The following is a 25,644-nucleotide window of genomic DNA, read 5'->3' on the forward strand; positions in this document are numbered from 1 at the left end:
ATGGGCTCGTGGATCATCAAAAAAGGGGCAACCTGCTGAAATCACAGGCAATTCCCACCATCCTCCCGATGACCGATGGAGGTGGAAGTGGGATCTGCCCTAGGGTGTGAATCACCCAAGCAGCAGGGTGTCTTTTCCACCACTGCAATCCCCGGAGAGTTCCATGAAGGCGACCTCGAAGAAGCAGCTCCGTAAGGCCCGTGGCCAAGGCATGACCGAGTACATCATCATCGTCGCCCTGATCGCGATCGCGGCCATCGGCGTGGTGACCCTGTTCGGCGACAACATCCGCAAGCTGTTCGGCGCGTCCGCCGCGGCCCTGGCCGGTAACGACAGCGTGCAGAACGATGGTCAGAGCTCCAACGACACGCTGAACAAGAAGACGATGAAGAACTTCGGTCAGAACAACGCCTACTGAGCGTTGCTGACGGGGGAGCCTCCGGGCTCCTTGGTTCTCATGGCAGCGGCATCCACTTTCGGGTGGGGCTGCTGCCATCATCATTTAGAGCGGCCGTTCAGACTCGGGTCACCTGGGTCCAGCCGTCTCCTGGTGTCTCCGCATGAACGCGCCCGTCTCCGTGGACCTGGCTTCGCTCCGGCGCCGCCTCTGGCTGTACAGGGCGCTGTCCCTGTTCCTCACGGCGTTCGTCCTCTGTGTGCTGTTGGCCTTGCGGAGCGCCATGGCGGTACCGGAGGACCCCGACGTCGAGGTCTTCGACGTGCCCGCGCGGTTCGAGGCCTTGTCTCAGAAGAACCCCGACGCGGCGGACGTCTCCGAAACCTACTTCTATGCGGACGGCGCGACCGTCCACATGCACGTCATGGGGCGTGGACAGACGTGCCCGCTGCACATCCACCGCAAGACGCACGAGGCGACCATCATCGTCGCGGGGCAGGCGGAGGTGCATCAGGTCTGGGGCCAGGAGGAGGGGCTGGCGGAGCGTCGCGGCACGCATGACCCCGGCGAGCTGATTGCCTCGGGGCCCTTCACGGGGCACGCCTGGTTCAATCGCGCGACGGACCGGATGCTGGGCAACCTGGTGTTCGCCTCGCCGCGGTTCGACGGCAACCTCTACGTGGAGGTGGATGACGCGCGGATGCGGCAGGGCGCGGCGCCCTTCGTCTACGTCCCGCCTCCGGCCCTCGACGTGCTCCAGGCGGCGGGAGAGCCCGTGCACGAGGTTTCGCTCCCCGTCCTGTCGGACCGGATGGCTGCGGTGAACCTGGGCGCGGGTGAGTACGGGGTGGAGGGGACGCGGGCGGCGCCGGTGCTCGTCTATGTCACGCAAGGCGAGGGCGGCCTGTCCGCGGGGGAGGAGCGGCCCATGAAGCCCGGTCAGCTCTGGGTCCTCCGGCGGAAGGCGAGCGTGCGCGCGCGGGAGGGCCACCCGCTCTCCTTCTATGTCTTCCGGCCCGGGGCCTGAGCCGCTATCGGGCGCCGCGCTTGTCGCGACGGAGCGCCACCACCACCAGGCCCAGCCACCCCACGAGTGACAGCGCGAGGCCGATGCGGAAGCTCAGCGGGCGGTACTCGAAGCGGACGGTGTGGGGGCCTTGGGCGACACGCACGGCCCGCAGCGAGACGTTCGCGCGGTGAATCACCGCCTCCTGGCCATCCAGCGTCGCGTGCCATCCGGGGTAGTGGCTGTCGGAGACAATCAGGTAGCTGTCGTCGCAAGCCTCCACCGCCAGCTCCAGGTGCCGCGCGCCCCGGCTCCGCGTTTCGACGTGGCCCTGGCAGCGGGGTTTGTCGAGCGGCTCGCCGGTCGCCAGAAAGGCGATGTTCCGGAAGGGCTGGTCCGCGTCGATGACGGCCTCCAGGGCCTCTTCGTCGCTCGCGAGCCGTGCCTGCTGCACCAGGAAGGCACGGGGCAGCGCGGTTCGTGAGCGCGACAGCGTGGTGCCATCCTCGGCCTGGTGCAGCAGCTCCAGGTCCTCGAACGGGGGCGGGCCCCTCCGGACGTAGTGGGTGACGCCCGTGAGGTCGTAGACGCTCCGTTCGCCCGCCTGGTGGAAGCGTGTCGTGTAGCGAGGCTCGGGGGCCCCGTAGCCCTCCAATGCCGGGAGGCGTGCTTCCACGAAGCGGTTGGGGGTGAACCTGTCGAGGCTGCGCTCGATGCCGTCCTTCGACTGCGTGCGCGTCGGGTCCTCCGGACCTTCGATGTCCACGCTGATGCGTCCCTCGAACACCTCGGGAAGGAGGGGGCGCAGGGCGGAGGGGCGCTCCAGGGGCGCGGACGGGGTGTAGCGGGGCTCACTCAGCAGGAACTGCGCGGCGACCAGCTCCATGATGACCAGCGAGGCCAGCCCGGCGCGGACTCTTCTGGGACGCGTGCCGCGCGCACCCGGGAGCAGCGCGATCAGGATGAGGGCGAGCCCCAGCCAGAAGGGAACCCAGGGCGCGCCGGCCTCGGCGGAGGCCCTCATGGGGAGCTGGCGCACCGCCCAGCCGATGGTGGCGACGGCCAGCACCGTGCCCGTGATGGCCGCGGCGGCCAGGAGGCCCGAAGGACGGCGCTTCCACGCGAGCCTTCCGAGCACGTCCACGCCGAATGCGGACAGGACCGCGAGGCAGAAGGCCGCGCCCACGAAGTACTTGGCCGGGTAGCGGAAGAAGGTGAACGGGGGAATGGATTGGAGGAGCCAGGCCGCCGGAGGGAAGTGCCGCCCCAGGCTCAAGCACGCCAGGAGCACGGCCCCCAGCGCGAATGGCTCAATCCGGCGCGGACCCCAGAAGCCACCCACCACCGCGAGCACGCACGGCAGGGTGCCCATGAAGAGGGTGATGATGAACCACTGGTCCTGGCCCCAATAGGTGTCACGCGGCGAATCCGCGAGCGGCCAGAAGACGGAGAGGACCTGGGGCCAGGACATGGACCAGGACAACTGCTCGGACCAGGCGGACTGCGCGCGCATCGATTGTTGGGCGAACTCCGCCGCGGGAAACAGCACCACCGCGGAGAGCACCACCGCGCCGCCGAAGGCCGCCGCCACGCGAAACATCGCGAGCCCTCGGGGCTTGAGCGAATGCCATCGCGGGGGTGGGGCGTCGTCACCGGCTGGGAGCCCCTGGGCGCCCCCATGCCCGCCACCGCCATGGCCATCAATCCCTGCCACAGCGTCGTCTCCGGTGAGCCCGCGAGCAGGGACATCGCGCCGTAGAGGGCCAGGCAGAGCCAGGGGCGGGGGCCCGGCTGGTGCGTCACATCGTAGGCGGCGCACAGCAGCAGCCCGCTCCAGGCCGCCGCGTCGACGACGTTCTGCTGGATGCCGAGCCCGACCATCATCGGCGACAGGCCAAAGGTGGCGCCCGCGACGAGCGCCGCGGGCCACGAGGCGTTCAACCTGCGCGTCAGCAGGAACACGCCCAGGGCCGCGAGCACCGTGTGCGCGAGGTGCATCACCGTCATGGACGCGACGGGGCCGGCGGCGAGCAGCGCGAGCCATCGCGGCGGGTAGAACGCCTGCGAGTACAACGTGGCGGCGAAGGGCTGCCCCAGGCGGAGGTAGGGGTTCCACAGCGGCACCTCGCCCGCGCGCAGCGACTCCAGGAGGAACGCCGAGTCCGGGAAGAAGATGCGGAACACATCCCGGCCCGCCAGCAGGTGCCCCGACAGCACGGACCGGTAGGTCACCGTGAGCAGCACCAGCAGGCCCAGGACAGACAGCGCTGTCCGCAGGCGTGAATCCTTGACCCTCATGGACGTTCCGTCGCGGTGGCGCGGTCCTGCGCCCAGAGCACGTAGGTCCCATCCCGCGTCACCTCGTGCCAGCCGCCCCGGGCGCGCAGGTGGTCGAGCAGGATGTTGCCCGGATTCGTCGTGTTCCAGAGCAGGTAGTCGGGGGCATAGCGTGCCAGCGCCTCTTCCCACCCGGGCTCGCCCCACAGCAGCCGGGTGTAGTCCTCGTGGATGGACAGGGGGAAGGGGTCATTGCGGCTGTCGATGAAGACCTTGTAGTCCGTGCCCGCGAAGAACGAGATGGCGCCGCCGATGACGAAGGGGTTGAGCACCTTCCCCGGCGGCAGCTTTCGAAGCTCCTCCAGCGCGCCCATGGGAATGAGGGACCGGCGCACGCCCTGTTCCACGGGCAGGGGATTGAGCGCGTGGATGGTGACGAGGACCCCCAGCACGAGCGCGGGCCAGAGCGTTCCCTTCGCGCGGGCGCTCCACTGGGCCACGGCTCCGTCCAGTCGGTGCCAGGGCCGCGTCACGGCGGCATTCACGGTGGTCCGGCCCGCGTGCTCCACGATGGTGAGGGCCATCAGGACGGCCGCGAAGGGGGCGTGGCGTTGCACCTTGATGGCGGCGACGCCGAGCACGAGTGTGGGCAGGAGGATGGCCATCCTACGGCCGGACGCGCCACCCACGACGAAGAGGGCGGCTCCGAAGAGCGCGAGGTAGGCCCAGCTCGAACCGAGGTCGAGGTCCAGGGGACGCCACTCCACGATGTTCTGCGTGGAGGGCAGCAGGGAGTGGTGGAAGGGATAGAGGTAGATGTTCACGCCATCGGGCCCCAGGCCCGCGGCGAGGAACGCGGCCACCGCGAAGGCCAGGCCGCGCAGGGCCTTGGGCCTGTCCTCGGCCGAGTCCAGGGCCATGCCCAGGGCCGTTCCTCCCAGGAGCGCGGGGCCCAGGGGCCAGCTTCCGTGGAGGTTGGCCCACAGGACACCGAGGAAGGGAAAGATCCACAGGATGCGCGTGTTGCCCGCGCGCCAGGCCTGGACGCTCACCACCGCGACGGTGAACAGGAGATGGCCCAGGTGGTAGGGCCGCTCCGTGCGCCACGTGGGGGCATGAACCAGCAGGACGGCGGTGAAGACGGCCAGCGCCAGCAGCCCTCGCCTGCCGGAGGCCGCCCGCTCCACGGCGGACCAGAGCAGCAGCACGTTGACGACGACCAGCGTGGCGATGAGCAGCCCCGGTCCGCCCGCGCCCAGCCAGCGGATGAGCGCCATGCAGGCCACGCCAAAGCCCCACTCGTGCGGCACCCAGCCCGCGGTCCCCGTGATGCTGAAGGGGTCCACCCGCGTGAAGCCGTGCTCCAGGAGAAACCGCCCCCCCGCGAGGTGGAAGAAGAGGTCGAAGTTCTTGAGCGGTGACATCCCGAGCCAGGCTGCGAGCACCACGGCGATGAGCGCCGCCGGGCCTGGGAGGAGGAGTGACTGCTGACGCATGGCGGGCAGGCTACCGTGTTACGGCAGACACGCGAAGGCAGCGGCGCGGGCGGGCCATCGGAAGCCGCGCCCCTTCGCACGGCCTTGACCCTCACGCGACGTGAGACCCTAAACCTCTCCTCGAGGAGGTGGAGATGGCCCTGACGGTGAGCCAGGTCGCCCGGCTGGCGAAAATCAGCATCCGGGCGTTGCACCACTATGACGAGCTGGGCCTGTTGCGCCCGTCGGACCGCAGCGAGTCGGGCTACCGGCTCTACTCGCAGGCGGACCTGCAGCGGCTGCAACAGGTGCTCTTCTTCAAGGAACTGGGTTTCCCGCTGGAGGAGATTCGCCGCATCCTGGCCGACCCCACCTTCGACCTGCGCGCCGCCCTGCGGATGCAGCGGCAGTTGCTGACGGAGCGCGCCTCCCGGCTGGACGCGCTGGTGCACGCAGTGGACACGGCGCTGGACGCGCTGGAAAGGGGAACGCACGTGGACAAGGACGCGATGTTCGAGGCCTTCGGCGACTTCGACCCGTCGAAGTACGAGGAAGAGGCGAAGCAACGCTGGGGGGAAACGGAGGCCTACAAGGAGTCCTCCCGGAGGGCCGCGCGCTACAAGAAGGAGGACTGGAAGCGCATCAAGGAGGAGGGAGATGCACTCTTCCAGGCGATGGCGGCCCTGCTCGACGCGGGCACCGCCGCGGCCTCCACGGAGGCCATGGACCTGGCCGAGGCGCACCGGCGATATCTCGGCACGTGGTTCTACCCGTGCGCGCACACCATGCATCGGGGCCTGGGGGAGCTCTACGTGGCCGACTCGCGCTTCACGGAGAACATCGACAAGACGCGTGCCGGTCTCTCCCTGTTCCTGCGTGACGCCTTCGCGGCCAACGCCGAACGGCATGGCGCTGGCGAACCCTGCGGCTCGATTTAGCTGAAGCCCAGCCGTTTCAGCATCACCGCGCGGATGGACGGAATCCGGAAGCGGTAGATGAGGGCATCCGCGAAGTAGTGCGCCAGGACGCACGCGAAGCCCAGGGACGTCGCGACGCGCAGCATCGGGTGCATCTCCGCCGCGCCCATGTTGCTGCCCAGGGCCCCGCGCATGACACCTTGCTGGATGAGTCCGTGCACCGCCCCCAGCGCGAGCAGGGGCAGCATGGACGCAATCATCGCCGGGACGATGAACTTCCGGGGCAGCCGGGGCGCGTCGCCCTCACGCGGCTCCAGCATGCGCGCGGTGAGCATGTAGTACTCGAGCCCGTGCATGGCGGGCAGCATGACGTAGCCCCACGTGGGGGCCACCAGCACCAGCCCGGTCGCCGTCGCCATGGCCAGGAGGTACAGCACCTTGGGCCCGCTGACGGCCTCCGTGCGCATCACGGAGCGGAACAGCAGCAGGAAGTAGCCCAGCCATACCGCGAGCAGCACCGCCAGCGCCCCGTGAGGCAGCACGTGTCCCTGGCCCACATCCAGGTACGCGGGCGCGGTGGGGCCCGGGGACTCGGCGACGAAGAAGATGCGCACCAGCAGCAGGGTGAGCATCAGCGGGACGTACATCTGTTGCAGCTTGCGCTCGACAGTGGAGGCGCCGGGCAGGCCGGCCTTGCTCGCGCGCAGGCCGTGCAGCGACCAGATGCCCCGGTGCTGGGACAACGTGTGGTGCGTGCCGAAGACGTTGAAGAGCACCGCCACGCCGTACGTATGGGCCGTGCGCTCCGCATAGAAGGTGAAGAAGAGCACCGTGCCCACGCCGAGCATGGCCAGCGAGCCGGCGAGCACCTGGCGCGGCTGCCCCGGGGCGGCTGTCAGCACGTCCCGGTGCACTGCGAACAGGAGGAAGGTGAGGATGACGTGCGTGGCGTTGCCGAGCAGGTTCTGCGCCGTCCAGGCCGAAAGCCGGTGGGCATTCTCCGCTGCGCCCGGGGCCAGCAGGCCCATGGCGGCGGCCGTGCACAGGGCCAGGGCCAGGGGCAGGGCGACGATGAGGAAATCCGCTCGCGGAGAGAAGAGCCACAGGTCCCGGAAGGCCAGGGCCCCCCGAGGGGATGGGGCCATCACGGGTGACGACGGGTTCACGGCGGGGCTCAGCGGCGTCATACGGTACGGACCCTAACATGCTCCGTGCGGGTCGTGCCCCTCGCGCGGCGCCGGACGCGTGTTAGAACTGGCATTTCATGGAAGGCCGCCTGCTGCTGAAAGACTGTGCCGTATTCAGGGCGGACGGGCGCGTCCGCCATGGCATGGCCGTGGTGGTGGAAGGAAACACCATCCGCCGAGTCGCCCCGGACGCCCAGGTGCCCGTGCTGCCCGGTGACTGGGAAGTGGCGTGCCGGGGCCGGCTCGTCGCTCCGGGGCTGGTGGATTGTCATTCGCACCTCGTCAACGGTCAGCTCCTGCCGCCCACGGGGCACTTCCTCATGCTGCCCCCCCGGGAGCGGCTGACCCGGATGCGCCACGTGGCGAGCCTCCTCACCGACGAGGATGTGGAGGACCTCACCCGTTACGCCGCCGCCCGCTCGCTGCGCCACGGCATCACCCTGGTGGTGGAGCACCTGTCCTGCCAGGACGTGGCCGGGGGGCTCGCCGCGCAGGCGCGCGCCGCCGAAGCCGTGGGCATGCGCCTGGTGACGAGCCATTCGACGCACGGGCTGGACGGCGCGGCCCAGGCCGAGACGTGGCTGAACGCCAACGCGGAGTTCACCCGGGCGCACAAGACGCATCCGTTGGTGCGCGGGGCGCTGGGCTTCCACGCTTCGTTCACCTGTGACGATGCGCTTCTTCGCCGCGTGGCGGAGCTGAGCCGGGTGCTGGATGCGCCCACCGTCTTCCACCTCGCGGAGAGTGATGACGACCTGACGGCGACCTACTCCCAGCATGGCAAGCGGGTGGTGCCTCGGCTGGATGCGCTGGGGTTGCTCGGGCCGCGGGCCATCGCGGGTTACGCGCGCGTGCTGGACAGCGCGGAGGCGGAGCTGTTGGAGCAGAGCGGCGCCTTCGTGGCGCTGGCGGCGCGGGGGGCTCGGACGCTGGAGCGTGGCGTGGACCCCATGGATTCGGTGCTGCTGCGGGTCCACCTGCTGGGCCTGGGCACGGGGGGCCATGGGAGCCTGCGGGACGAGCTGCTCGCGGCCATGGTGGGCGTGCTGCGCATCTCCCGCTCGGGCCGGATGCCCGACGTGGATGGCGCGTTGGCGCACCTGCTCGTCAACGGGCCCGCGGAGCTGTGCACGCGGCTGTTCGGCCTGCCCTCCGGCAACGTGGAGGAGGGGAGCATCGCGGACCTGGTCGTCTATGACGTCGTGCCGACGGCGGACCCGGAGACGGGGTATTCGCCGCACCTGCTCGGGCAGCTCGCGCATTCGCCGGTGGGCTGGACGGTGGTCAACGGGCGCGTCTGTGTTCGCGAGGGGCAGCTCTTGGGGCTCGACTACACCGAGCTGTCTCGGGCCGCGACCCGGGCGCTGGAGCGCGTGTGGACGCGCGCCCGGCTGGGGACCTGAGCGGCGTCATGGGTTCATTGCCAGTCTCACTCGTGGACACGCTGCGCGCTTCGCGTGGCCGGCGGGGGGCGTTGCTCGGGGATGCCCGGACCACGGCCCTGCGCGTCTTGAATGGTGAAGCGGACGGCGTCCCGGACGTGACGGCGGATGCGTTTGGCGACCTGGTCGTCATCAGCCTCTACCGCGACCTCACGCCGGAGGAAGAGGAGACGCTGCTCGACGCGGCCGTGACGGCCTGGGCGCCTCGGAGCCTGTATCTCAAGCGTCGTCCACGGGAGGCGCGCGTCCTGGCCAACGTGGCGAAGGATGCGCTCGCGCCCGAGCTTCCGGCCCGGGGCGAGGCGGTGGAGTCACTCACCGCGCTGGAAAACGGTCTGTCGTTCCTCATCCGCCCCGGGCAGGGGTTGTCGGTGGGGTTGTACCTGGACATGCGGGACACGCGGGCGTGGCTGCTGTCTCAGGCGCGCGGCCTCACGGTGCTCAACCTGTTCTCGTACACCTGTGCCTTCGGGGTGGTGGCCATGGAGGGGGGCGCGAAGCGGGCGCTCAACCTGGACGCGAGCCGCCGGGTGCTGGAGTGGGGCGAGGAGAACGCGCGCCTCAATGGGCAGATGGTGGACCGGTACGACTACGTGGCGGGCGACGTGTTCGATTGGCTGAAGCGGCTGGCCAAGAAGGGCGAGTCCTTCGACATCGTCATCTCGGACCCGCCGTCCTTCTCCACGACTCGAAGCGGGCGCTTCTCGGCCGCGCGAGACTATGCTCGTCTGGCCGAAGCCGCCGCGCGCGTCGTGAGTCCGGGTGGGCAGTTGGTGGCGTGTTGCAATCATGCGGGCCTGCCGGCTCGGCGCTTCGAGGCGATGGTGCTCGAAGGAGTGGCTCAGGCTGGGCGGCAGGGCAAGTCATTGGGCTCACTGGGGCCTTCCGCGCTCGACTTTCCTCCCCCGCCTGGGCAGGAGCCGGCGCTGAAGGTGCACCGAGTTCAGGTCCGCTGACGGCAGTACCTTGCCCTCTTGTTGGGGGCCATCTGTATCTCCCGACGGGAAACCCCTGTCTTGACAACTTCGGGCCGCGCCGCCGGGAAGCAGGCTTGCGGCCTTCCATGTGCGGTGTGGAAGGCATGCCGGCGGCGCACTACGCCTCCCTGCGATGGGACCTATTGAGGTTTGACTGGCTGCCCGTCGACTCTACTGGGCGAGTGCATGCAAGAGATTGACGTAGTTGTCGGTCCATGCTCGTCGCTTCAGTATCTCAGGGGACGAGTTCACCGCCTGGAATCGAAGCTCTTGTTCGAGGATGCTGATCGCCGTGCTGCCAGGGCTCATTGCGAACCAGACACTTGGAGAGCGACCTGTCGCGAGTTCGTCGGTGGTCAGGGTCTCATTCTGACTGACGAACCCCTGGACTCTCAGTTCGGAGCTCAGGCGGGTGAGGACAGGGATGAGGTCGAACAGCCGACTCGAAACGTGAAAGAGCAAAAGCCCATCAGGTTTCAACTTTCGGAGGTAGAGGTCCAGCGCTTCTCGGGTCAGTAGATGCGTTGGAACGAAGTCGCTGGAGAACGCATCGAGGACGATGATGTCATAGCGACGGTCTTCGGCTTCCTCGATTCGCAAGCGCGCATCGCCTGTGAGCACGCGTATGTGTGCCTGGCTCGTGTTGAGCAGGCTGAAGTGCTGGCGGGCGAGTCGTTCGACTTCTGGGTCGAGTTCGTAGAAGTCCCAAGATTCGCCGCGTCGGCCGTAGGCAGCCAGGCTTCCAATGCCAAGCCCCACAACGGCAACCTGTTCACGTCCAACGCGCCCAGCGGCGAGCACGCGGCCCACAGGAGATCCGCGGTGATAGTACGAGAGCGGTTCCCCTCGTTCATCTGGGTGAAGGCTTTCGACACCATGAACGGTGCTGCCATGTTGAAACAGTCTCAGGGTTTCTGTGTCCTTGACGGTGTAATGCCCATAGAAGGTTCGGGAACCTTCGATTCGCCCGCGAGCAAGCATCCATCCGGAGAGAACGAGGATCGCGATGATGAAAAGAGCTGCCCCTCCCGAAACGTAGGGCGCAAGCTTGGGGCGCGGCACCCCTTGGGCCTGACGCATCACATCGCGGGCAGCCAGCCCTCCCAGGAGGAGAATTCCGGCCAGTCCGTGATCGAGATAGGGAAGCGCCAGGGATCCGAGGGTTAGAGGGACCACCAGTGCAAGCAATAGCGTTCCGGCCAATCCTCCGAGGGACACGTGAAGGTAGAACGAACCCAGAAGGCGTGGGTCGCTAGGGCGGCACCACACGAGATTTCCATGCATCAGCAAGCACCCCACCCACAGTACGGTGCTGTGAAGGACCAGGGAGGGGATGGATGTTTGTGCTCGTGCCAACGCGAAAACGGCTGCGATGAGGGCGATGGCAAGGCTTCCTATCGCCAGCCGGTTCAGTCCCGTTGGGGTGGGAGGCCGCTTGGAAAAGCAGATGATGAGAGTCAGCAGGTAGAGCGAGAGGGGAAGGATCCACAGCAGCGGGATGGATGCATCCAGGGTGAGGACATTCGTGACCGCGAGGAGCAGCGCGTTGGCGCTCGCGGAAAGCAGCATCCAGGTGATCCGTGATGAACGCGGCACCTGAGGTCCGGGCTCCGCGTTGGGAGGGGATTCCTTCGTGCTGGCAGTGTGCGTGCCAGTTCGAACGCTCAAGATACAGAGCCCCGCCAGGAGAACGAAGCACCCGTACCCGACGTACCAGACCAGGAGTTGCACTTCGAGGTCGAGCGCGGGTTCCACCAGGAATGGGAAGGAAAGCAGCGCCAGGAGTGCCCCTGCGTTGGACGTTCCATAGAGGAAGAATGGGTCAGCCCTCGAAGGGTGCTCCGTTCTTGTAAACCACCCTTGTGCGACGACGCTGGTTGTCGACAGGGCAAGGAACGGCCATCCCAGGGATACCGTCAGCGTCAGGAGAATGGCTGCGACAGGCGGCAGGTCGAAATGGTGCAGTCGGAAAGGGAAGACGACCACCGCGAGCAGCACGAAGAGCAGATGTGCCCAGCGATAGTTTCCCTGCTGAACTGCTAGCGTCACCCGGCTCGAGTAGAAGTATCCGAGCACCAGAACGGCTTGGTAGAAAACAAGACAGGTTGTCCAGATGGCTGCGCTGCTCCCGTAAGAGGGAAGGAGCCGCCTTGCGAGGATGAGTTCGACTTGGAAGAGAAGAAAGGAGCCAAGGAAGACCCAGAGATGAAAAAGGGTGCCGATGTAGGTGCTTGCAAAGGTTTTCTGGGGAGGGGCTTCCATTTTTTCCCTGAGAAGTCGGACGGGTCGGTTATCCCAGCGAGGCGTCGCGCTGGCAAGTCCCTGGTCACTCCTCTGGGGTGCACTTCGTTCGCGTGCTGATGGGATGCTTCTCCCGGGTTGCGGGAGCGGCCCCTGCTTTTCGAGAGGAGAGGCGGGGGCATAGCCGCGCGCAGGCTCGTCCTGCGCATCGCAATACCTGGCCGACCATTCGCGGTCGTCGGATGACTCCGCAGCATGGATCGCGAGCGGCGAAGCTTATGGTCATTTGAATTCCAGAGTATTCGTTTATTTCCGCGAGTATTGGCTTTGTTCGCGGGGAGCGCTGTCTGGGGTCGTAAGCGTGGCGTGGGAACTCTGAGATTAATTGACTTTCTTGCGAGAGAGGCAGTATGTGAACTTCTAAACAAAGTCTTGTGAAGTCTTGCCTTTGGAGACGCCGTGACGAACCGAACTGCCCTGTTGGTTGGAGTGCTGGGGGTGCTGGCCGGGGCTTGTAAGGACTCATCGCCAGATAGGGTTTTGCAGGCGGCTCCCGTCGAGGAGGTGTTCGGAGAGCATCGCCAGAAGGCGACCGCCGCGCGCTCCGCTGGATTGGGGGAAGACTGCACGGACTCAGGCGAAGCCGGGTGTGTGTCGGGTGTGTGTCTTCATGTCAAGGCGGCACCATCTGCCGGGTATGTCTGCTCCAAAAGCTGTCGTTCGGAAGCCGCATGTCCGACGGAGTGGAGATGCGGAACGGGCCATCCGCAAGCCTCGACAGGCGTTTGTATTCCTCCCCCAGATTGGACGCCTCGTCTCGTCGAAGCGAGTGGGGTCGACAAATGATGCTGGGAGTCCTGTTGGCGGTGTTGGTTTCGGCGCCCCTTCCGGCGAAGGTGGAGTCGAGGTACTTGACGTTCGGAAGGTCTGGGGAGTGGGTTGCGCTGGAAGTGCATTCGCGGAAGCCCGAGCGGATTATTCTTCCGCTGCCCTACAGCGCAAGGACACTGACTCTCTCGGCGGACGGGCGGTATGTGTTTTTCACCGCGTACGATGAGACGGCGCGGAACGATTTGCTGTACCGCTGGGAATGGCGCTCAAGCACGGCGCCAGTGCGTATTGGAGGGGAACAGGGGTTCCACGCGGATCCTGCACTCAGTCCGGATGGCAAGTGGGTCTACTTCGCGCACCATCCGCGAATGGGAGGGCCGCCTGGGCAGCATCAGCCCCAAGCCAATGCCCAACTCTATCGCGTGCGGATGGACGGGACCGAGATGCAGGCGATGACGGATGAAGTGGGGTGTCATCTCCGTCCGGCGTTTCGGCCTGATGGAGCGCTCATCTACGTTCATACCCTGTGCAGCGCGACGAAGAAGAGTTTGCATTTAATGCAAAATGGCGTGGTTCAGCCCGAAGCCCTCGCAGCGGAAGATTTGAATGAGCCGGCGTTTTCCCCTGATGGGAAGCGGCTGGTTTTCGTGGCGAGAGATGGCCCGCATGCGATCCTCAAGGAGTGGACGTCGCTGAAGCGTCCCGCGCGGGTGATGCACCGCCTACTGTTGGCGGAGGACTCCTCGGTGCGGGCGCAATACGGTGTCCATGCCCGAGAGATATTCTTTCAGGATGAGCAGTCGGTGATGGTGTCGGTGGGCGGCCGGATAACTCGACTTTTTGCTTTGGGGGATGTTCCTTGAGACACCTGATCCGAGGATGGTGTGTGGTGGTGGTGGCCGTGCCGACGTTGGCGTTGGCGCAATTCTGCCCTCAGGACGTCATTCCGCGTTGCCAGGATTCGCAAGGTAACCCTAGCGGCGGCGGCGGCGGCGGCGGCGGCGGCGGCGGCGGCGGAGGAGGCGGCGGAGGCGGCGGCGGAGGGAATGGGCCGCCGCCGATACCGAGGATTGAGGCGCCCGGATTTCACGGGGACCCAGTCAATGTGTCCGACGGGTACTCGTACCTTCGAGAGAAGGACTTCGAGCTGAAGCTGAGTCAGGGGAGTCTGCCCTTCATCCGAATGTACGTGTCGCCAGCGCGCTCGTACCAGTACTCGCGTTTCCCGGAAGGCTTTCTGCCGAGCACGAGTAACAACTACCTTCCGCGGCCGTTTGGAGAGCACCGGAATGGGGGAAGCCTCAACTGGTGGCATAATTTCTACAGCGCCGTCTACAAGTGGTCTGCGTCGGGGGCGGATGCGGAGATCCGTGATGTGGACGGGTTTCGCAACACGTTCCAGTTGAGCGGTCAGGCGGCAGCGTCGGGGCGGTGGTACCTCAACGACAACAACAAGAATTCCGCGGACCGGCTGTGGCAGGACGTGGGAACTCTGGGGACGTGGCCGCAGAAGTTCGTTTATTACCGTGAGGAGAGCGGACGGTATGAGCATGATGCCGTCTACGTGCACCCGAACGGGACGGGTGCGCGGCACTATTTCCTCACCAGCATTTTCGACACGGAGTACGCGCCGACGGGTGCGACGGAGATTCCTCGTGTAGTGGTGACGTATGCAGTTCCGATTACCGTCGGGGGGACGACGCCGGACACGCTGTGTCCAATCGGGGGCGCGGGGTCGACGCCTGGGGTGCCGTACATCAACACGGTGACAACGCGCGATGGGACGACACTTCGATTCTATTACCGGCGGTTGGTGAATACGCGAGGGCGGACGGAGTGCGTGCTGGACCACGTCAATGTGGAGTCGATCGAGGCTGGTGGCGTGGTGGAGAAGACGCTGGTTCAGTATCAGTACATGGCTGCGTCGAATTTCCTGGTGAAGGTCGACTCCCCGCAGACGGGACGAAGCATCGAGTATACGTACCCTGTCTCCGGTCATGCGACGACGACGTTTGAGCGCAGAGAGAACGGAGCGCTGACGAGTCGACACAGCTACTACTACAACGGGACGGTGGCGACGCGGGACGAGGGAGAGGGACACGACTTCGCCATCAACGACGTGACGAGCAGTAACCCCGGCGTGAAGGACTCGTGCACTTTGGTGTTGGGAGGGTCGCTGCCGACGCGGGAGTTCGTGGACTCGAAGGCGGGATTGGGGACAGGGGCGAATGGGGTTACGACGATGACGTCGCGCTTCGTGTCCGCGCCGGCGCACTATCAGCACCAGACATGGCGGCTGAATTCGATTGAAGAGCGGTGCGACGGGACGTCCTGCCCCGGCTTCGTGGCTGGGACGCGGAAGTGGGAGTACGAGTGCCCGACGGCGCCTGGGGATACGTCGAGTGTGCCGGCGATGCCGAAGGCCCACAAAGACCGGCGCAGCGGGTGGGAGGTATACACCCACGCGGCGGTGCCAGACGCGGGCGTGATTGAGGGGGACGCGGGGGTGCCCATCGGCCACATGAAGTCGCTGACGCGGTTGGCGGAAGGGGCGCAAGATTCGAGCGGAACGGGGGCGTTGGCGGAGATGGATTTGAAGTACACGCTGGGCAGTACGGGGCGTGCGGCGCCGGCGTATGAGCGGTTGCTGGAGCGAACCGAGGTCCCGAGTGTGCTGGCGCCAAGTGGAGGAGTGACTCAGACTCAGTTCGTCTACGACACGGCGACGAATCGGCTGAAGGCGGAGTTCCAGACGGGGTGGACACAGGTGTGGAACGACACCTCGGGGGCATGGCAAGTGGTGAAGCGACGCATTGGTTTGTTCCACTTCGGAGCGCCTCAGTGTGGAGGAGTAGGGACGGTGGATGCGCAGGGACGGAAGTTGGAGACGCACGGTCCGTGCTTCGTGGATGAGAGCGCTGATGTGGCAATGATTACGGGTTGTCAGGCGGGAACTGTCTTCCCTGTCGTCAAGTATGAGTACTGGGCGATGACGGAGACAGGGCACAAACGCAACCAACTGAAGAAAAAGTCGGTGCTGCCTGGGGGCTGCACTGGAACGACCTCATTGGACACGCAGTACCTGGACTACGACGTCTACGGAAACGCGACGCGTGTGCAGGACGTCAATGGGTTGGTCGTCGAGCGTCAGTACAACCAAAGTCAAATGACGAGTCAGACGGTGGTTTCGGGAAGTGTTTCGACGACGACGCTGGCGAGTTTCGACAACGGGAAGCTGAAGGCGATTCAGTATCCGCAGGGTAACTACGACGTCTTCTGCTATCGGACGGGGACCACGACAGGGTTGGGGTGCGTGGGAGGGACACCGACGTACCTGCTTCAATGGGTGGCAAAGGCGGCAGACGCGAGCGGGGCGAACTGGGCGGAGAAGGTTGAGTACGCGTATTGGCCGGATGAGACGGTGAAGACGAAAACGTTCCTCGCGTGGACGGGAACCGTAGCGGAGACGCGGCGAGTGGTGTCGTTCGCCGCAGATGCGCGCCGGAACCCCACTTACCAGGGGTTGGGAAACGTGCCTTCGTCAGTGGTCACGACGCGCCTCTTCGATGCGAATGGAAACTTGACAGGGATTGGCTTCCCCTCGAATGAGGCACCAGCGGTGTGCGGAGGCCCGGACTCGGAGGGGCAGCCCGTGTCGCCCCTTTGTGCTTCGCTGGGATACGACAGGTTGAACCGGCTGGCGAAGCTGGACGAATTTCCTTCTGCGGGAGTGAGTCAGCGCACGTGCTTCTCATACGACGTCCACAGCAACGTGACGGCAGCACGTCAGGGGTGCGTTGTTGCCGCTGGGAATGAGTGTGGGAGCTGCTCGGCGGGCAGTCCCGCCAGTGAGTACGCCTATGACGACTTCGGCAACCTCGTTTGGGCGAAGCTGCCGCATACGCAGGATGGGGTCGGCGGGGCGGGGACGACGCGTTACTCGTACAACGCGCTGGGATTGCTAGTAGACAAGGCGACCCCGGAAATGCAAGCGCACGGTGAGCGGGTGTCGCATACGTACGACGCCGCAGGCCGGTTGCTGCGGCGCAATCGCCACTACCTCTCGTCATCCAACACTCAGATGGTGCAGAATCTCTTCGTCCTCTCGTATGACGTTACGGACGCGGGGGACGTGACGAGCACTCCGCCAATGGACTGTCCGCAGCCGGCGAATACGCGGGGGCGCTTGCGCTACCAGCACGACTCCTTTGGGCGCACCTGGTACCAGTACGACGCGCTGGGGCGACTGACCGGCGAGGTACGGCTGCGCGAAGGGCAGACGAGCTGTTCCTCGGCGGGCCTCAATGACAAACCGCATACATTTTACACGTACACGGCCAACGGGAATGTTGACTCCATCACCTACCCCCACGGCCGGGTGGTGAAGTACGTCTACGGCACGGGGGCGACGGTGGACCGGGTACAGGCGGTTGACGTGAGGCTGTGGAGCAGTTCGGGTTTTTTGGATACGCGACTCATTCAGGGCGTCGTCTGGGAACCCTACGGGCAGTTGAGAGGCTACCAGGTGAATCACCCGACGACGAGCAACAGCAGCGCGGTGGAGTACATGCTGGGCGACAACTCCGGGTCGGTGCCAGCGGCGTGTCCTGCGGCGCCGCCGATTGTGGCGAGCGGCGATTTGACGGGAAGGCTGAGGGCGCTCCGGGTGTCGACGGGGACGTTGGCGGCGGGGGCGGGAAGTGGCGACATCTACAAGCAGACGTACACGTGGCATGGAGACCAGGTGTCGCAGGTGGACACCTGTGTGCTGGGGGCGACGACTCCTCGAATCGAAACCTTCGGGTACGACAGGAGTCTGAAGCTGGTGTCGGCCGAGCGGCCGATGGGAAATGTGGCGGCGACGGGCGGCGCGTATGCGAGCCGGAACTTCGGGTATGACAATCGAGGAAACCGCACTAGTATGTCTGCGGATGGTTCATCCTATGCGTTTGCAATGACGTCAGCGCCAGCGGTGGACCGGTTGGCGGAGTGGGGGGCGACGGCACCTGGAAGTCTGTTGCGGTATGCGCTGGCTTATGATGCAGACGGGCGGGTGACGTCGCAACGGTGGGCTCCCGGGGTAAGTGGTACACCCGTGTTTTTGCAAGGATTCGAGTACGGAATCGACGAGAGTGCTCAAATTGGCGTCGCGACGGATACCGTATTTCGCGCCGTCAATCGAAATGGGGTCACCTACAATTACTTTTATGACGCACAGGGGCGGCGGCGGCTGAAAGCCTACCCTGGAGGGACGAAGGACGAGTACTTCAACAGTGCTGCGCACAGGCTGCTGACGGACCGGGGGAGTGACGGGTTCGTGGCTGCGGTGGGGCACTACACGACCGATGACTATGTCTGGCTGGGAGGTAAATCGGTGGCCGTCATCCGCGCGAAATTCAGCAGTGCGTGGGTGCGTCAGGCGGACGGAGCGGGCGACTGCTCGCGCAATGAGGAGTCGGCTGCATGCGGAGTGTACTTTCCAGTGGTAGACCACAGCGGTAAGCCGGTGGTGATGCTCGATGGTTCGAGGCGTGTGGCAGGATCGGCGGACTATGACCCATTTGGCCATGTCAACCGGATGTTGCAGATGGCGGAGACGGCGCATCCCTATACCAGTGGAAGCAGTGTCAGTTTGGCGACGCTGACTCAGCCGGTGGGGGCGGGGCCAGAGGTGGTGCGGATGCGTGCGCTGTATCACCTGCTGGACACGGAAAGTGGTGAGGCGAGCGTCAGCTTGGTTGACGTGGATACCGCGGCGAGCCTGCATTCCACCTCGTTGGCACGACAGGGGAATGTCATGACGCCCTGGGTGCAGCCCTCGAACGGGCGTGTGGCGGTTCGGTTTGATGCGAGCGCGACGGCGACGTCAAATTACCAGGGGGTGGTGTTGGAGGGATACGAGTACCAGCGGTATCAGTCGGGAGCGCAGCCCTTCTGGCTGCCGTTGCGGTTTCCTGGTCAGTACTACGACGCCGAAACGGGGTACTTCGAGAATTGGAATCGCTTCTACAATCCCTCAGAGGGGCGGTATATTCAGCCCGAGCCGCTTGTTCAAAGCCCACGTACTTCTCTGCGGAGCGCAGGAGGAGGGCATGTTATGGCGGTTTACTCATATGGGCAGAGCAATCCTGTTGGGTTTGTTGATCGGACTGGGTTTAAATGGAATACGGCGCATCAGTTGCGACATAATGAGGAGGCGATTCGCTTGAGGGATAAAGAATTCTGGCAGAAAGTGGAAGATGTGGATGATATTGAGTTGCGATTCGAGGCGACTCATGGTCGCTATGAGCTTATGCCGAACCTAAAGCCATTCCCAACGACAAATGTGGGCTATGGGCAGACGGTCAATAATATCGAGGCCGGAAAGTGTGTTAACTCAAGCGTGAATGTCTGGGCGCTTGCTATGTTTCGTCCGCATAGGCTCAAGTCAGAGCTTTGGACGTTCGCGCACGAGGCTTATCATGCGGCACTTATGATGGGAGCGATTAAGAAGCCGCATCCTGATGCGAATGAAGAGCAACAGGCTGATTTTTTTGCCCACCGAATTACTGGCGAGCCGTTTACGGCTGCGGATAGGGTATATTGGGCGTCGCGGAGCGGAGAGATTCTTCCAGAGCCATGATGTGGGCTTAAAATGCTATTGAGAACTCTGCTGCTGGTTGTTTTAGGCGGGTGTGCGCATACGGTTGTTCCGAAAAGCATGGCGCATGCAAAGGCTGTGTCTGAGTGTCTTGTGGAGTCTGGTCATGCGGATGAAATCCAAATTCCGGATGGCCACGCTCGTACTTTTGCGTGCCGCGAACGTTGGTGGTGGGCTGCTAGTGAATTCGAGCAGCGCTCGGTTTGCGCGGATGATGATGAGTGCGTTTTAGTGTCGCTGGAGCCGAGTCTGCATGGAGGGTGTTGGCTTGCTTCTTCGAAGTTTGTGCTTAAACATGTTGCGCATCCGTATTTTCGGGAAGTTGCTGACGCCTGTGGCCACTACTCTGTCGGATGCGCAGATAGGCCCAGGGTTCGTTGCGTAAGTGGAAAATGTAGAATCCCTGGGTACCCGAAGATGCGTGTGCCGCGTGAGTCGAACTGTAATGGCGTGGTTCCGTAGCGTTGAGATCACTTGATCTGAGGAGCGAATTGGCTGTTGCGGAGCCTTGGGCGTAGGGTGCTGCCAATACCACTTGGTCACATCCGAGAGGGCGGCTCAGGCGGGGCTCTGGGGTTGATGGACCTGTTGCAGAGGGGGCAGGTGCCAATCTGTTTGAGGAGGAGGTGCTGCAACGCGCGTCGCACCATCGGGAGCGTCCAGTGCACCCTGCTCCGAGGGGAAAAGCGCTCGACGGAGCGCGAGGAAGCCATGGGCCACAGCGCAGAGGGTGGCGTGGTGGTGGAAGCCACGCCACGTGCGTCCTTCGAAGTGGTCGAGACCAACTTCTCCCTTTATCTCCTGGTAGTCACGCTCGACGCGCTAGCGCAGCTTTGTGAGGCGTACGAGCTGCTTCAGGGGAGTGTCCGCAGGCAGTGTAGAAAGGTGAAATTTGGTGGGCGCTTTCTCGTGCCTGGGCCATTCGCACAGCAGCCTTTGCTCGTCGCCTGGGGCAAATCCCAGATGGTGGCGGTGGGCGGTACGGATGCGTAGGGCGCGCGAAGCGCGAGCTCCGCGCGCCCATGGTGCCTTCGCGCCAACTGACCGACTTCCAGGTTGTTCGCGGCAGGCCAGCGGCCAGCTTCTCGATGGCAACGGACTTCGCCTCGCCATAGCGGTAGCGCGTACGCGCTGGCCCACTCATTCCCGCTGGCTTCGGAGGGATGGGAGGAGGTGTGAATCCCGGAGGCCAGACGACACAGTCGCCTCGAATACCGACGGCGTACGGCAGCCCACGGCGCGTGAGTTCCTCACGGAACTCGACCTCGTTTCCGTATCCCGAGTCTGTGAGAAACAGGCGCGGCTTCACTCCCCAGCCCAGCGCGCGCTCAAGCAGCTCGAGCGCGATGCCCCTCTTCGTCTCGAACGCCACGTCTTCCGGCACGCCCGCCTTGCACAGGCGCTTGGTGTCGGACGTTCACTCCGTCGGCAGATACAGCCGCATTCCAATACAGCCGCTGCCCTTCGCACCGGCTAGATGCAGGCTGACGGCCACCTGGCAGTTGTCGGTGCGGCCCAACGTGCCCGAGTACTGCCGGGCCACGCCCACTGAATGTTCGCCCTTCTTGGGGAAGCCCGTGTCATCCAGAACCAGCGCCTCGACGTCCGGCAGGTCCTCCTCCAGCTTCAGCGCCAGTCGGCCCATGACCTCGTCGTCCGCCCAGCCGCTGCCGCTAACACACTGTTGGAGGCGCTGGCGCATGGCTTCCTTCTCGGAAGCCTCCTCCACCAGCCGCCCTGCCATCGGGTCAATGCTTTTGCGCTCCCCTTCCAGCAGCAGTCCCTTGACGTACCAGTTCATCGCCCGTCGTCGCTCCACGCGGCCCATGCCTGAGAACATCGACTCAAGGAAGCTCTCCAGCTCTCCCTCCAACCGCTTCAGTTGCCTCGGCATCATGCTGGGGGAACAGCCCGCCCACCCTTACGCATTCTTGAAGTGACCAAGTGGTATTAGTCCTGCGGACTCTTGAGTGGGTGGCGCTCATTGCGCTCACCGGACCTTGAGCAGAGGGCGGCATTATCCGGAAGCGGCGAAGGGCTGCTCCTACCGAGACCGTTGACCTGCGGGGGCAGGGGATCAGATGGACCGCTGGAGAACCCCGTAACCCAGGGGCAACCCGGACACTTTCTTGGCACTTCGTGGCCCCGCGCGGGTAGGCTCCCTCGGTCATGCCCCCCGCTGCCCCTTCGCGCGACACCGGCCGCTTTGGAAAATACCGCCTCATCGACCGCGTCGCGGTGGGAGGCATGGCCGAGATCTTCCTCGCGCATCAGCAGCAGGAGGACGGGCAGGAAACGCCCGTCGTCATCAAGCGCATCCGCCCGCATCTGTCCAAGCACGCGGCCTTCGTGAAGATGTTCCTCAACGAGGCCCGGCTCGCCGCGCAGCTCAACCACCCCAACGTCGTGCAGATTCACGACCTGGGGAAGATCGCGGACAGCTACTTCATCGCCATGGAGTACGTGTCCGGCCGCGACATGCGCCGCGTCGTGCCCAAGGCGGAGGCGCTGGGGATTCCCTTCCCGCTGGTGTACGCGGTGAAGATCGCCTCGAACGTCTGCGCGGGCCTGCACCACGCACACACCAAGGGGGACCTGTACGGCACCCCGCTCAACATCGTCCACCGGGACGTGTCGCCGGAGAACATCGTCGTCGCCTTCGACGGCTCCGTGAAGATTCTCGACTTCGGCATCGCCAAGGCCGCGAATCAGATGGAGCAGACGCGCAACGGCGAAATCAAAGGCAAGCTCAGCTACATGAGCCCGGAGCAGTGTCTGGGCAAGCCCATCGACTGCCGCTCCGACGTCTTCTCCCTGGGCGTGGTGCTCTACGAGTGGCTCACCGGCTTCAAGCTCTTCACGGGTGAGTCCGAGGCGGCGGTGATGCGCAGCATCACCGATGGGAAGATCTACGCCCCGTCGTACTTCCGCGAGGACCTCCCAGAGCGCCTGGAGACCATCCTGATGAAGGCGCTGGAGCGCGACCGGGACAAGCGCTACCAGACGGCCGCGCAGATGCAGAAGGACCTGGACGCCTTCCTCGACGCGTACGACTTCACGCCCACGCCGCTGCACCTCTCCAACTTCATCAAGCAGCTCTTTGAAGAGGAGCTGGCCGGAGAGCAGCGCCGTCTGGCCGTGCGCGCCGCGGCCGCGCCCACGTCGGAAGAGGCGCTGGAACTCTCGGACGTCGTCTCCGCGCTCGACACCGCGAAGGGCGTACCCGCTCCGGAGCCCGAGCCGCCCCCCGTCTCGGAGGACCGCACCGAGCCGCGCACGCTCGCCGTCCCGCTGAACCAGGCCCTGGCCGAGGCGCTGGAGGCGGTGGCCAAGCGCAACAACATCTCTGCGGGCCGCATGGTGGCCGAGCTGCTCGAGTCCTGGCTCAAGTACCGCTGACATGCCCCGGCTGAAGCTGACTCTCGAATACGACGGGACGCGTTTCGTGGGGTGGCAGGCGCAGCCCCAGGGGCCCTCCATCCAGTCCGTGCTGGAGTCCGCGCTGGAGCGCCTGTTGGGTGAGCGTGTCCCGGTGGAGTCCGCCGGGCGCACCGACGCGGGCGTGCATGCCGAAGGGCAGGTGGCGTGCTTCGACTCGCCTCGTGAGCTGCCCATGAAGGCGTACACGATGGGGCTCAACGGCATCCTCCCGCCCGACGTGGCCGTGGTGGCGGCGGTGGAGGTTCCGGAGAGTTTTGATCCGCGCCGCTGGTCCCGGGGCAAGCGCTACCGCTACCGCGTGAGCAACCGAAGGACGCGCTCTCCGCTGCGCCGGACGACGCATTGGGAAATCTTCGCGCCGCTGGACGTGGAGGCCATGCGGCGGGCCGCCGTGCACCTGGTGGGGCGGCATGACTATTCGGCCTTCCGGGCCGCCGACTGCCAGGCGAAGCACGCCGTGCGTGAGATTCGGAGCCTCACGGTCGAGGGCACCTCGGGGGACGCCGTGTCCATCGTGGTGGAGGGCACCGCGTTCCTGAAGCACATGGTGCGCAACCTGGCCGGGACGCTGGTGGAGGTCGGCAAGGGCCGCCGCCCCGAGGCCTGGGTGGCGGAGGTGCTGGCCTCCAAGGAGCGCAAGCGCGCCGGACCGACGGCGCCGCCCCAGGGGCTGGTGCTGGAAGAGGTCTTCTACGGGGACGGCCCGCCTGCCCGCACGGCAGGAAGGACAGCGGACGCGGAAGAGGACGAGGGCTGAAGTGGGGTAGGCTGCCTGCCCGTGAGCTCCAAGACGAGTGTCCTCGAACCGCTGCGCGTCCGTGTCCGTCGCTTCCAGTTCATCATGGGGCTGGGATTCATCGCGCTCGTCGTCGGCTCGATTCTGAGTGTGGCGTTGACGCTGCGGCTGAGCGTGCGCATCCAGGCGGTGCCGGTGGGCGTCCTGCGTTTGACGCTGGCGGTGCTGCTGGAGAACCTGTGGGTGCTCGGGGTGCTGCCGTTGATGTGCTACGGCGCCGCGCGGGTCATGGAGCTGCGGCCGTGGACCACGGGAGGCGGCGCGGCGGTGGCCGGCTCCCTCTTCGTGCACGCGCTGGGCTTCGTTCAGAACGGCGTGAATGGCTTGTGGCTGGGCGGGTTGGGTTCGTTCCTCAGTCTGGCGGCGTTCGCCGGGGGCGTGGTGCTCAGTGCCCGCGCCGTGGCCATGGGCCGGGCAGCGGCGGCGGCGCAGACGGTGAAGTCGCAGGCGAAGGCGCAGGAGCGCAAGTCCGAGTACGACGAGTTCCTCCTCGCCGCCGAGCAAGGCGCCGCGCGGTTGGAGCAGCGGGAGGCGCAGGCCTCCTCGGCCACGGCGCCGGTGACTGCGGAAGCGGGGCCGCAGGGCCCTGTGACGCCGGAGGCCCCCCAGGCTGCGGACGTCGCGGAGATGGATTCCGAGCAGGCTCCCGCATCTGCCGCGCAGGCTTCCGATGCGGTCGCGGAGCTGGCTCCGGCGGAGGCGACGCAGTCCGAGGCACTGAAGACCGCCGCGACGTCCGAGGCGGCGGCGCCGCTGGACGCCCCCTCCTCGCCGGTCGAACCGGCCTCCGTTGCCGCTCCTGCGGAGCGCAAGACGTCCGGGGCCTGAGCCGACGGCCAAGCCCGGGGCGGTGGCCACTACCACTACGACGCCGCTGAAGGCCCCTTCCGGGCCGGTCGAACCGGCCTCCATTGCCGCTCCAGCGGAGCGCAAGACGTCCGAAGCCTGAGCCGACGCCCCGTTGATTCGGCTCGGACCCGCTGGACACCTCGCACGGTGCCCAGCGGTCGTGACATCTCCAAGGCTCGCCCCAGTGGCCAAGCCAATCCCGCCCGGCACACAGCGCCTACTCGGGGACTTCCTTGGGCTCGCGGACGACGAGCACATCGCACTTCGCCTCGCGAATCAGGTCCGTCGCAACGCTTCCGAGCAGCGCGTGCGCCACGCCCGAGCGCGCCCGTGTCCCCAGCGCCAGCAGGTCCGCGCCTTGGTCGTCCACGAACTCGAGGACGATGGAGCGCGAGCCCCCGTTCTCCATCACCATCCGGTATGGCACCCCGAGCCCGTCGAGCTCCCGCCGCAGCGGCGCGAGCTTGCGCTCCGCGGCGCCCTTGAACGTCTTCTGGTACCGCGTGTGCTCCTTCGTCGTCAGCCCGGGGAACACCGCGTACTCCAGTGGAACGTCATAGGCGTGAACCAGCGTCAGCTCGGAGCCGGGCGTCATCAGCGTGGGGACGAAGCCCGCAACGCGGCGTGACGTCGCGTCCGCGTCCACGGCCACCACGGGCCGCAAGTAGGACCCGGTGGCCCGCCGGGTGGCGATGAGCACGGGCAGGTTGCCGCGGCGGATGACGTTGTCCGCGGTGGAGCCCAGGAACATGTTGCGAAGGGGCTTGTCGCCGTGCCGGCCCAGCAGGACGAGCTCCGCGCCAAAGGCTTGTGCCCGGCGCAGGATGGCGTCCACGGGCTTGCCCCGGGCGATGTGCGTGTCGACGATGGCGGTGGCGCCTTCGGTCCGCAGCGCCTTGCGGAGCCGCTGGGCGACGCGCTCCAGCTCCCGCGCGGTGGCTTCCAGCGCGCGAGCGCCCAGCTCCGCCGGCATCCGGCTGGGCAACACGTGCATCAACAACACCTTCGCACCCGGCGCGAGTGGGAGGTGGGCAACCCTCCCCACCGCGTGGGCGCTCGATTCCGAGAAGTCCGTCGGAACGAGCACCTTGCGAAGCTGCGGCGGCGACATCGGCTTTCGTGGTTTCACCCACGCGAGTCTAGAGGCGCACGCCGCGTCCGGCACGGC

At 65.7% G+C, this 25,644-nt stretch carries 17 protein-coding genes and 1 pseudogene; 12 read left to right on the plus strand and 6 right to left on the minus strand.

Annotated features, from left to right (window positions below; all coding sequences use genetic code 11):
• Nucleotides 1-163: 163 nt before the first annotated feature.
• Complete coding sequence (locus tag A176_RS08515; protein WP_002634097.1) at nt 164-418, plus strand: hypothetical protein; 255 nt, start codon at nt 164-166, stop codon at nt 416-418.
• Nucleotides 419-560: 142 nt separating this feature from the next.
• Nucleotides 561-1,424 (plus strand): hypothetical protein, encoded by an 864-nt coding sequence (locus tag A176_RS08520; protein ID WP_002634098.1) that lies wholly within the window; start codon nt 561-563, stop codon nt 1,422-1,424.
• 4 nt (nt 1,425-1,428) lie between these two features.
• Here A176_RS08520 and A176_RS08525 read toward each other — a convergent pair whose 3' ends face one another.
• The gene (locus tag A176_RS08525) at nt 1,429-3,003 is read right to left on the minus strand and encodes a YfhO family protein (protein WP_226994247.1); all 1,575 of its coding nucleotides are present in this window, start codon (nt 3,001-3,003) and stop codon (nt 1,429-1,431) included.
• A 24-nt stretch (nt 3,004-3,027) separates the two neighbouring features.
• Between A176_RS08525 and A176_RS40775 the strand changes: the two genes are divergently transcribed.
• Together A176_RS40775 and A176_RS39755 are read left to right on the plus strand one after the other, a co-directional pair.
• The gene (locus A176_RS40775) at nt 3,028-3,162 is read left to right on the plus strand and encodes a hypothetical protein (RefSeq protein ID WP_257720805.1); all 135 of its coding nucleotides are present in this window, start codon (nt 3,028-3,030) and stop codon (nt 3,160-3,162) included.
• Between the two features lie 105 nt (nt 3,163-3,267).
• A complete protein-coding gene (locus A176_RS39755) occupies nt 3,268-3,459 on the plus strand; it encodes a hypothetical protein (protein ID WP_226994248.1) in 192 nt (63 codons plus the stop codon).
• Between the two features lie 238 nt (nt 3,460-3,697).
• Here A176_RS39755 and A176_RS08530 read toward each other — a convergent pair whose 3' ends face one another.
• The gene (locus A176_RS08530) at nt 3,698-5,176 is read right to left on the minus strand and encodes a hypothetical protein (RefSeq protein WP_002634100.1); all 1,479 of its coding nucleotides are present in this window, start codon (nt 5,174-5,176) and stop codon (nt 3,698-3,700) included.
• 134 nt (nt 5,177-5,310) lie between these two features.
• On the opposite strand from A176_RS08530, the gene A176_RS08535 reads away from it, so the two are divergent.
• Nucleotides 5,311-6,093 (plus strand): MerR family transcriptional regulator, encoded by a 783-nt coding sequence (locus A176_RS08535; RefSeq protein ID WP_002634101.1) that lies wholly within the window; start codon nt 5,311-5,313, stop codon nt 6,091-6,093.
• On the opposite strand, the gene A176_RS08540 is transcribed toward A176_RS08535, so the two are convergent.
• Entirely contained in the window at nt 6,090-7,259 is a 1,170-nt protein-coding gene (locus A176_RS08540) for a hypothetical protein (protein WP_002634102.1), read from the minus strand. The two genes, A176_RS08535 and A176_RS08540, sit on opposite strands and share 4 nt — an antisense overlap.
• Before the next feature lie 77 nt (nt 7,260-7,336).
• Between A176_RS08540 and A176_RS08545 the strand changes: the two genes are divergently transcribed.
• The gene (locus tag A176_RS08545) at nt 7,337-8,662 is read left to right on the plus strand and encodes an amidohydrolase family protein (RefSeq protein WP_002634103.1); all 1,326 of its coding nucleotides are present in this window, start codon (nt 7,337-7,339) and stop codon (nt 8,660-8,662) included.
• Between the two features lie 8 nt (nt 8,663-8,670).
• Nucleotides 8,671-9,657, plus strand: coding sequence for a class I SAM-dependent rRNA methyltransferase (locus A176_RS08550; protein ID WP_044890666.1), 987 nt, complete (start codon nt 8,671-8,673; stop codon nt 9,655-9,657).
• 192 nt (nt 9,658-9,849) lie between these two features.
• Here the strand turns inward: A176_RS08550 and A176_RS08555 are convergent, their stop codons facing one another.
• Nucleotides 9,850-11,940 carry a spermidine synthase gene (locus A176_RS08555; protein ID WP_002634105.1) on the minus strand — a complete coding sequence of 697 codons (2,091 nt, stop codon included), beginning with the start codon at nt 11,938-11,940 and terminating at the stop codon, nt 9,850-9,852.
• An 821-nt stretch (nt 11,941-12,761) separates the two neighbouring features.
• Between A176_RS08555 and A176_RS08560 the strand changes: the two genes are divergently transcribed.
• Both A176_RS08560 and A176_RS08565 read left to right on the plus strand, forming a co-directional pair.
• Nucleotides 12,762-13,613, plus strand: a complete 852-nt coding sequence (locus A176_RS08560) for a TolB family protein (RefSeq protein WP_044890640.1) — start codon at nt 12,762-12,764, stop codon at nt 13,611-13,613.
• A gap of 23 nt (nt 13,614-13,636) precedes the next feature.
• Nucleotides 13,637-19,372, plus strand: a complete 5,736-nt coding sequence (locus tag A176_RS08565) for an RHS repeat-associated core domain-containing protein (RefSeq protein WP_021781476.1) — start codon at nt 13,637-13,639, stop codon at nt 19,370-19,372.
• Between the two features lie 576 nt (nt 19,373-19,948).
• Here the strand turns inward: A176_RS08565 and A176_RS41155 are convergent.
• Nucleotides 19,949-21,287: pseudogene (locus A176_RS41155) on the minus strand (IS701 family transposase).
• A 272-nt stretch (nt 21,288-21,559) separates the two neighbouring features.
• Between A176_RS41155 and A176_RS08575 the strand changes: the two are divergent.
• Genes A176_RS08575 through A176_RS08585 form a run of 3 tightly spaced genes read left to right on the plus strand, consistent with a single transcriptional unit; the run spans nt 21,560 to nt 24,455 of the window.
• Entirely contained in the window at nt 21,560-22,789 is a 1,230-nt protein-coding gene (locus tag A176_RS08575) for a serine/threonine protein kinase (protein ID WP_002634111.1), read from the plus strand.
• Nucleotide 22,790: 1 nt separating this feature from the next.
• Nucleotides 22,791-23,588, plus strand: coding sequence for a tRNA pseudouridine(38-40) synthase TruA (gene truA, locus A176_RS08580; RefSeq protein ID WP_002634112.1), 798 nt, complete (start codon nt 22,791-22,793; stop codon nt 23,586-23,588).
• A 21-nt stretch (nt 23,589-23,609) separates the two neighbouring features.
• Nucleotides 23,610-24,455: a hypothetical protein gene (locus A176_RS08585; RefSeq protein WP_002634113.1), complete on the plus strand. Its 846-nt coding sequence runs from the start codon at nt 23,610-23,612 to the stop codon at nt 24,453-24,455.
• A 238-nt stretch (nt 24,456-24,693) separates the two neighbouring features.
• Here A176_RS08585 and A176_RS08590 read toward each other — a convergent pair whose 3' ends face one another.
• On the minus strand, nt 24,694-25,605 hold the full coding sequence (locus A176_RS08590) for a universal stress protein (protein ID WP_044890639.1): 912 nt from the start codon (nt 25,603-25,605) through the stop codon (nt 24,694-24,696).
• Between the last annotated feature and the right edge of the window lie 39 nt (nt 25,606-25,644).

Origin of the sequence: Myxococcus hansupus (assembly GCF_000280925.3) — a bacterium.
Taxonomy (GTDB): Bacteria; Myxococcota; Myxococcia; order Myxococcales; family Myxococcaceae; genus Myxococcus; species Myxococcus hansupus.